Origin of the sequence: uncultured Varibaculum sp., assembly GCF_902489465.1 — a bacterium.
In the GTDB taxonomy this organism is placed as follows: domain Bacteria; phylum Actinomycetota; class Actinomycetes; order Actinomycetales; family Actinomycetaceae; genus Varibaculum.
The window spans coordinates 1-8,515 of sequence record NZ_CABTZZ010000055.1 but is presented as its reverse complement, the minus strand read 5'-3'; the positions used below and the strand labels follow the sequence as shown (position 1 = coordinate 8,515).

At 54.1% G+C, this 8,515-nt stretch carries 7 protein-coding genes and 1 tRNA gene; 7 read left to right on the top strand and 1 reads right to left on the bottom strand.

Going from position 1 to position 8,515, the window contains the following annotated elements:
- The 4 genes from RDM26_RS08070 to RDM26_RS08055 all read left to right on the top strand — a co-directional run.
- The coding region (locus RDM26_RS08070) for a TatD family hydrolase (RefSeq protein ID WP_307738455.1) at positions 1-306 on the top strand (306 nt) is incomplete at its 5' end.
- Positions 307-478: 172 nt separating this feature from the next.
- Positions 479-1,564 carry a ubiquitin-like domain-containing protein gene (locus RDM26_RS08065; RefSeq protein WP_307738454.1) on the top strand — a complete coding sequence of 362 codons (1,086 nt, stop codon included), beginning with the start codon at positions 479-481 and terminating at the stop codon, positions 1,562-1,564.
- 12 nt (positions 1,565-1,576) lie between these two features.
- Positions 1,577-3,676, top strand: a complete 2,100-nt coding sequence (gene rsmA / locus RDM26_RS08060) for a 16S rRNA (adenine(1518)-N(6)/adenine(1519)-N(6))-dimethyltransferase RsmA (protein ID WP_307738453.1) — start codon at positions 1,577-1,579, stop codon at positions 3,674-3,676.
- A complete protein-coding gene (locus RDM26_RS08055) occupies positions 3,673-5,544 on the top strand; it encodes an ATP-binding cassette domain-containing protein (protein WP_307738452.1) in 1,872 nt (623 codons plus the stop codon). The genes rsmA and RDM26_RS08055 overlap by 4 nt, the downstream gene beginning before the upstream one ends.
- Positions 5,545-5,620: 76 nt before the next feature.
- On the opposite strand, the gene RDM26_RS08050 is transcribed toward RDM26_RS08055, so the two are convergent.
- Complete coding sequence (locus tag RDM26_RS08050; protein ID WP_278619411.1) at positions 5,621-6,157, bottom strand: MarR family winged helix-turn-helix transcriptional regulator; 537 nt, start codon at positions 6,155-6,157, stop codon at positions 5,621-5,623.
- Between the two features lie 297 nt (positions 6,158-6,454).
- Here RDM26_RS08050 and RDM26_RS08045 point away from each other — a divergent pair.
- The 3 genes from RDM26_RS08045 to RDM26_RS08035 all read left to right on the top strand — a co-directional run.
- Positions 6,455-6,526, top strand: a tRNA-Gln gene (locus RDM26_RS08045).
- A gap of 55 nt (positions 6,527-6,581) precedes the next feature.
- A complete protein-coding gene (locus tag RDM26_RS08040) occupies positions 6,582-7,601 on the top strand; it encodes an NTP transferase domain-containing protein (RefSeq protein WP_307738451.1) in 1,020 nt (339 codons plus the stop codon).
- 71 nt (positions 7,602-7,672) lie between these two features.
- Positions 7,673-8,515 (top strand): ribose-phosphate diphosphokinase (locus RDM26_RS08035; RefSeq protein WP_307738450.1); only part of this gene is annotated, 843 nt, incomplete at its 3' end.

The window sequence follows — 8,515 nt, the reverse complement described above, 5'->3', positions numbered from 1 at the left end:
ATTGCGCAGGTGTTAGCGGACAATGGTTGGTATGCCTCGATTGCCGGACCGGTTACCTATAACGCCAATGAGTGGCTACGCGAGGCGGCGCGGGTGATGCCTCCTTCACTTTTGCTGGTAGAAACCGATGCCCCCTATTTAACGCCCCATCCACATCGCGGGCAGCCGAATGCCTCCTATATGACGGTGTGGACAGTGCGTAAACTGGCAGAGATCACTGGTTTTACCGAAATTGATATGGCGTGGCAGCTGGTAAATAATACCCGCGAGGTATATGGCGAGGCAGTCGCAGCTTTCGCTGATTAACGGATAGTTAAAGCATCTTCACAAACCTGGGCGGGGGTACTAGAATAACCGGTAGTCGGCCACTAGCTGTAGGTCACAAACAGGTAGTAATTTTATAACGATCAGGTTACAGTTAGAGGGAAATTAGAAATATTACCGAGTCATCGGTACCAGCGACACAGTGAGGAACCACGTGAGCAGGAAACATCGACGCACCAGCGCGAAAATGACGGCGATCTTTGCTGGTATCGCCGTCGCCATTGTCTTGGGTGGGGGCATCGCCGTGGCCAGTGAATACAAGACGGTCACGGTTACGGTTGACGGAGCTAGCCGCCAAGTACAAACCATGAATCGGACTGTGGAGCAGGTGGTTTCGGATATGGGAATCAAAGTTGGTCAATACGACCAGGTGGTTCCCGCCCTCGACACTCAGATGTCTCGTAACCAAAAGATAAAAATTGTGCATGCTCGCCCGGTGGTGTTGCAAGGAACTAAGGATGCGAAGATTGATTGGGGAGTAGACAACCACGACTCTCCCAAGCTAAAAGCAACTTTCCGGGTTGACGGCAAGGAAGTGGGCGGTGCCTACCAAGAGGGCGCAGATCCGCGGGTAGCGGCGCAGGCCGCCGGGATTGAATTGGCAGCTCTGGATCGGGTAGTGGTGGAAGAAACCAGCTCTAATGCAGCCACCATAAAGGTTTCTCGCGTGGAGCGGGGGATCACTAAGCAAGAGCAGGTTTCAGCTCCTCCCGTTAAAGAAGTAGCCGACCAAACCTTAGCGCCCGGAACCAAAGTCGTAGAGGATGAAGGCAAAGAAGAAGTCACTGCGAAAAGTACTTTCGTCGAAAAAGTTGATGGAGCCGTGGCCTTCCAATCGCCAGAGCAAGTAACTACCCTGGTTAAAGCCGAGCCGAAGATAGTGCGGGTTGGGCCCGAAGAAACCTCGGAATCTGAAGCGTATGGTTCGGTAGTACCTGCAGGTCAGGCGCAAGAGATCGCCCATGAAAAGGTGATTGCTCGCGGATGGTCTGAAGGGCAGTTCACCTGCCTAGTTAAACTATGGAACCGGGAATCGGGATGGAATGCGGCCGCGCGGAATTCCAGTTCCGGTGCCTACGGGATTCCCCAGGCTCTACCAGGAGGCAAAATGGCTTCTGCCGGTGCCGATTGGCGTACGAACGCCGCCACACAGATCGAGTGGGGACTAGGTTATATCGCGGGACGTTACGGTGACCCCTGCGGTGCCTGGCAGCATTCAGAACGGGTCAACTGGTACTAGTAAGCTAGAGGGGTGGAAAAAAACCTCCCCGTTAACTTGCTGACCGCCAGCGTAATCCATCAGCTGTGCCGCAAGCTTAATATCCGTCCAACCAAACAGTTGGGACAAAACTTTGTTACTGAGCCTAGCGCTATCCGCAAGATCGTACGGGAAGCGGGCATCCAACCTGGTGAACAAGTACTGGAAGTTGGCCCGGGATTAGGATCGTTAACTTTAGGTCTGCTAGAAGCCGAAGCCCAGGTAGTGGCCTGCGAGATCGATTCACGGCTCGCCAGTTTCTTACCGGCAACCATATGCGCTCATGCCCCGGGCGCTGCCAATAACCTGTACTTGATGCAAAAAGATGCGTTAAAACTACTCCCGGCAGATTTAGAAGGATTAACTAGTATTTCCGAGGACGCGCAGGGCGCTGGAAATGAACGCGGGGGCAGTATCTCGGTTGCGTCCTCCATCTCGAGTAGAGATTTTTCTCCCACGGTTTTGGTATCTAATTTGCCCTATAACGTAGCAGTGCCCGTGTTGCTGCATTTATTTGCGACTTTCCCCAGCATTGAACGCGCCTTAGTGATGGTGCAAAAGGAAGTAGCCCAGCGTCTTTGTGCCCGCCCCGGCACAAAGATCTACGGGGTGCCGAGCGTGAAAATTGCCTGGTACGGCCAGGCACGGATGGGATCCGATATTTCGCGGCGTGTTTTTTATCCGCAACCGAATGTGGATTCGGCGCTGGTAGAAATTACTCGAAAAACCCAACCCTATTTCCCCTCCCCAGGAGTTAAAAAGACCGCGAACAGTCCGAGTGAGGCAGCGTTAGGGAAACCGGCGTGGTTAATAGCGCCCCAAGCAGCTGAGCGGGAAGCAGTTTTCAATCTGATCGACCAGGCATTTGCTTCCCGGCGCAAGATGCTGAGGGCAGGTCTCAAAACTTGGGCTCAGCCCTTAGCGGCGGTTCCCCTGCTAAAAGCCGGCGGAATCGATCCTACCCAGCGCGCTGAAAACCTGGAGATTAAGGATTTTGTGGCACTCACCCGGCTGCGGAAGGCGCTGCTTGCAGGTTTTGAAAATTTGCCGGAAAGCGTGACAACTCCCGGCGAGCAAATCCCTGCAGAAGTATTACCCGCCGCTTGCGACGCGCCTGGTTGCGACGGTAACGCCAAACAGGAAACCGCTACCGCCAGCGCTAACGGTAAAATAAATCTTTTTTTGGCCTGCGGAGAATCAGTAGCGGGATATCACCGGCTCTCCACGGTATTTCAAGGCGTCAGTCTAAAAGAAACCGTAGAAATAACTCTGCAGCCTACCGGTATTGATCTGGAAGTTTCCTTTAGCGCTCCGCCGGGCGCTGTGGGATACCATCCCGGACGTGACCAAGAGGCGCTTGCTGACCTAGATCCGCTTAACAACCTCGCTACCCGAGCGTTTATACTGGTAGCCGCCCGTTGTGGTTACCAAGGTGGAGCTCGAATCGAGGTGACAAAACAGGTGCCGGTAGCAGCCGGTATGGCGGGAGGATCCGCGGATTGCGCGGCAGCGTTGCTCGCCGCTAACCAGGTGTTGCAAGCCGGGCTCGGCCGAGAGGAATTAGCTGAACTGGGTGCCGGCCTGGGTGCAGACGTACCTTTTGGGCTCTATGGAGGAACCTGTTTCGCGGATCGGCGCGGTGATCGGATTACCCCCCTGCCGCCAGCAAAACCCTTACCCCTGGTGGTGGCGGTTTCCCCGCAAACTCTGCCTACCCCGCAAGTTTTTAAACAATTTGACCAGGCGGGCGCCGCGCAGACACCAATGCCGACGCTACCGGAAATAACCCCCCTGCTAGAGGCACTGTATGCCGGAGACCTCGACGCCCTCACAAAGCTAATCCGTAACGATTTACAAGCCCCAGCGATAACGCTAATTCCGCAGCTAGAGGCAACTATAGCGGCGGCAGAGCAACAGGGGGCGATTCCATTTATATCTGGATCTGGCCCCAGCGTGGCCTGTCTGGTAGAAACCGTGGAGAAGGCAGAAAAGTTGGCCTCTGAGCTCGCCCAGCTAGAACAGGTTGCCTATGCCCTGCCGCTGGCTTTTAGTGCCGGTGACCCCGATATACCTGGAAAGCAGTGGTTAACGTGAGCGTTTTTCTAGCCGGAACCCATGAAGCCGGCGCCCTGGCCGGACCGCGCCGTCTACTGGAGGGAATAACTGTCAGCTTGTCTCCTGGGGATCGCATCGGGATTCTAGGTCCTAATGGAGCGGGAAAATCGACGCTATTGCGTCTGCTTAGCGGAACTCAAGAACCCGATAGTGGCAGTGTTACCTATGCGCCCGAGGTAAGGTTTGCGAGCCTTTCTCAACAAGAAAGGCTCGACCCCGAGCTGACAGTGAAACAGGCAGTTCACGGCAATATACCCGACTATCAATGGGCATCCCAGTCCCAATTGCGTCAAATCGATGAGGGGATCCTGCCGGATATAGATTTGGCGACCAAATGTGGGGAATTGTCTGGGGGACAAGAACGGCGGGTAGCCTTGGCGCGTACCCTGGGCAAAGATGCCCCCATTTTGGCTTTAGATGAACCCACTAACCATTTAGATGTGGAAGGGGTAGCTTGGCTGGCTGACTACCTCAATAACCGTGTCGGATCCGCAAACAGAGCGCTAGTGGTGGTTACCCACGACCGTTGGTTTTTGGATGCAGTTTGTAACCGGATTTGGGAGGTGGTTCCCGGAGTTGATCCCGGATATGGCAGGGAGCAGATTCCCGGACACGTGGAGGAATATGAAGGCTCCTATGCTGCCTATGTGCTTGCCCGAATGGAGCGCGCCAGACAAGCCCAAGTGGCGGAAGAAAAACGCCAAAACCAGTTGCGCAAAGAGTTAGCCTGGCTGCGTCGGGGAGCCCCGGCGCGTACCTCCAAACCGAAGTTCCGGATTGAGGCCGCTGAAGCCTTGATTAGTGATGTTCCCCCGCTGCGCGACAGCGTAGAGTTAGTGCGCTTGGCCTCGGCACGCCTGGGCAAGCGGGTGATCGAACTAGAGGACGTATCTTTTTCCTATCCCGGATCAAAGCGAAAAATTTTGGATCGGGTTACTTGGCGACTAAATCCTGGTCAACGCGTAGGCGTAATCGGGGTTAACGGCGCGGGTAAATCCACTTTGCTGGGGATAATGAGCGGAGAACTCACCCCTACCGCGGGCAAGGTTAAACGCGGAAAAACCGTACAACTGGCCACCTTGGAGCAGATTCCCCAAATCCGCGGTATGAATCCCGATTTACGAGTCGTGGAGGCAATTTCCCAGATTAAAGAGCGAATCCAGTGGGGGGAACAAGAAATAACTGCCGCCAAACTGGTAGAAAAGCTGGGATTTAGTAAAGAGCGTGCCTGGACGCGGGTAAGTGATCTCTCCGGGGGAGAAATGCGACGGTTGCAGATCGTCTCCCAGCTGCTGGCAGAACCTAATGTGCTGATCCTGGATGAGCCCACTAACGACCTGGATACCGACACTTTGGCGCAGTTAGAGGATCTGCTCGATTCTTTCCCCGGCACGCTGGTGGTGGTCAGTCACGACCGCTACCTGCTGCAAAGGGTGACCGATTCCCAAGTGGCGCTGCTGGCAGACGGTACTTTAGCGGCGTTACCTGGGGGAGTGGAAGAGTATTTGCGGCTGCGAGCCACTGCCCAGAAATCCGCAGGCACAGGTAAGGGGACTAGCGCAAATAAAACTAGCGTTGCGGATAACGCGACAACTAACAAACCGCCACAAAAAAGCGGGGCTGAGATTTATCGGGCACGCAAAGAGCTTTCGGCGACTGAAAAGAAACTGGATAAGCTGCAACAACAGCTCAAACAATTAGATCATCAGTTAACCGAAGGAGCTGCCGATACTTCCCCGGAAGGATTAGAGCACTTGCAAAAGCTTAATCAGCGCCGCGGCCAATTAGTTAGTGAGGCCGAAGAGCTAGAAGAGGCCTGGTTGCGCCTGTCAGAAAGTTTGGAATAAGCCGGGTTGTCCAGGGTAGTCCCCAGTTGGTAGCTAGAAACAGTCTGTGGGGGAGCGGTAGTTAAACGCCGACGGCTTAGCGCAGCGGGCGCACCGGGGTGCCCTCGAAAGGTAGCAGTAACCGCCGCAACAGGCCAGATAATTCTTTCCTTTCGTCCTCGTTCAAGGGAGCTACTAACTCTGACTCACGCTGCAGCAGTTCCTTGAGCGCCGAATCCACCCGCGTAACTCCCTCATCGGTAAGAGTTACCAGCACCGCCCGGCGATCATGCGGGGAAGGGGTGCGTTTGACTAGCCCCTTTTTTTCTAGGCGATCAATCCGGTTAGTCATCGTGCCGGAAGAAACCAAGAGTTCCTGCAACAAAGTGCCTGGGGTTAAAGAATAGGGGGCGGCGGCGCGGCGCAGCACTGACAAAACGTCGAACTCCCACGGTTCCATACCTTGAGTGTTGAAGGCTTCTTTACGCGCCAAATCCAAGTGGCGAGCCAGACGCGCAACTCGCGAATAAACCTCCATAGGAGATACATCCAGATCGGGACGCTCAATCTGCCAAGCAAGAACGATGCGGTCTACTTCGTCAGTGGCATCGGAGGAATTATTCTGTGAAATCACAAGCTAAGTTTACTTGAAGTCGAGACAATGGTCTATGCCTGATTGTCATGAATATGGTCACGAAGTTAGGTTTACCTAAAATATGGATCTGGCCACAGAAATTGTGTGCTTATGCCTCGTTTTTTCTTTTCGCTCCCTGGGGTTTTAACGCTGGTTAGTGTTCGCTTTTACTGCTGGCGTGGAGTTACTTCCCAGAGCTGGTGTGACAAAAAGATCAACGAGGTAATCAGGAAAAACCCAAGGGGAAGAGGCACGGTTTTAGGAAACTTTTTCGAATGTGTAAGATAGAGGAAGTATTCCGCCCTGGTGTATAGGTAACACGCGGGCTTTTGGTGCCTTGAGAGCCGGGTTCGAATCCTGGGGGCGGAACTGGCATTTCGGGTGCCTACTATTTCCAATCCGGCTACCTGTAAGGGGTCAAATCGTGGAAAATACGCCGTCTGCAGCGATTGTTTTAGCAGCTGGTAAAGGTACTCGGATGAAATCTGCGCGTCCTAAAGTTTTGCACCCCTTGGCAGGCAAAGCGCTATTGGGGCATGCTCTGGATGCGGTTGCTGCTTTAGATCCTACCTGGTTATGTGTAGTAATCCGCCATGAACGTCAGGCGGTTGCCCAGTATGTTAACCAGAATTATCCACAGGCAGTTTTAGCTGATCAAGACGAAATTCCGGGAACCGGGCGGGCGGTGCAATGCGCTCTCGATAAATTGGCGCAGCAAGGTGAACTGGCAGGAACCGTGGTTATCACTTCGGGTGATGTGCCCCTGCTGGAAAGCTCTACCCTGGAAGAATTGCTGGAAAACCACCAGCTATCCGGCAATCAGGTGACGATACTAACCACCCAGGTACCAGACCCCAGAGGATACGGGAGGGTAATCCGCTCCGATTCGGGCACAGTCACCGCCATTGTCGAAGATCGTGACTGCCAAGAAGACCAGCGGGGTATCCGAGAAATTAATGCCGGGATCTATGCCTTCGACGCCCAGTTCTTAAATCAGGCGCTTTCTGGTCTAGGTACCGATAATGATCAAGGAGAGGTGTACCTTACTGACACCATCGCCCTAGCGGCTAGTAATGGGCGGGCAGGAGCCTATCTGATCACCGATTATATGCAGGCCGAGGGGTGTAATGACCGGGCTCAGCTAGCCGGATTACACCGCGAATATAACCGGCGGATCCTCAACCAGCTGATGAAAGAGGGGGTAAGCATCGTTGACCCCGAAACCACTTGGATTGAAAAAAGCGTCAAAATTGCTGCTGATGCTCTGGTTTTGCCCGGATGTGATTTGCATGGAAACACGGTTATTGCTACCGGAGCGGAGATCGGGCCGTTTACTTCCCTCACCGACGTAAAAGTTGGGGAGGGCGCGCGGGTGCGTCGCTGCGATTTACGGGCAGTTAATCTTGCCAGCGGTTCCAACCACAGTTGCGAAACTAATCTCTAAGACTCATGAGGACTTGTACAATCAAAATAACGGTATGGCGAATTCTCGCCGAAAATGAAAGGTAACACGTAATGACGGGGATTAAATCTGCAGGTCAAAAACACCTTCTGATTGTACCGGGACGGGCATACCCCGAACTTGCCCAAGGAATCGCCGAAGAGCTCCATACCGAAGTGCTACCGACCGTTGCCTACGACTTTGCCAATGGCGAGATTTACGTACGCTTCTCAGAGTCAGTCCGCGGGGCGGACTGCTACGTGGTGCAATCCCATACCGCACCTTTGAACAAGTGGGTAATGGAACAGATGATTATGGTGGATGCCCTCAAACGGGCATCGGCAGCGCGCATTACCGTAGTTGCACCCTTCTTCCCCTACGCGCGGCAAGATAAGAAGCATCAAGGCCGCGAACCAATCTCTGCCCGCCTAATTGCAGACCTATTTAAAACTGCTGGTGCTGACCGGTTGATGAGTGTCGACCTGCACGCCGCCCAGGAGCAGGGATTCTTTGATGGCCCGTGGGATCACCTTTATGCACAGCCGGTACTGATTGATTATGTTAAACGGCGGGTGGATCAAACCAATCTGACGATTGTTTCTCCCGATGCCGGGCGTATTCGGGTAGCAGAAAAGTGGGCTAATAAGCTGGGAGGCTGCGAACTAGCTTTCGTACATAAGACTCGGGATACCACCCGTCCCAATGTGGCGGTAGCTCACCGGGTAGTAGGTACGGTTGAGGGACGCACCTGCGTTCTGGTTGACGACCTGATCGATACTGGCGGCACTATCGCGGAAGCGGTGAAAGTGCTACTACATTCGGGGGCGAAAGATGTGATTGTGGCGGCCACGCACGGGGGGCTTTCTCCGCCTGCCGCTGAGAGGCTTTCTACCTGCGGGGCTCGCGAAATCATTGTT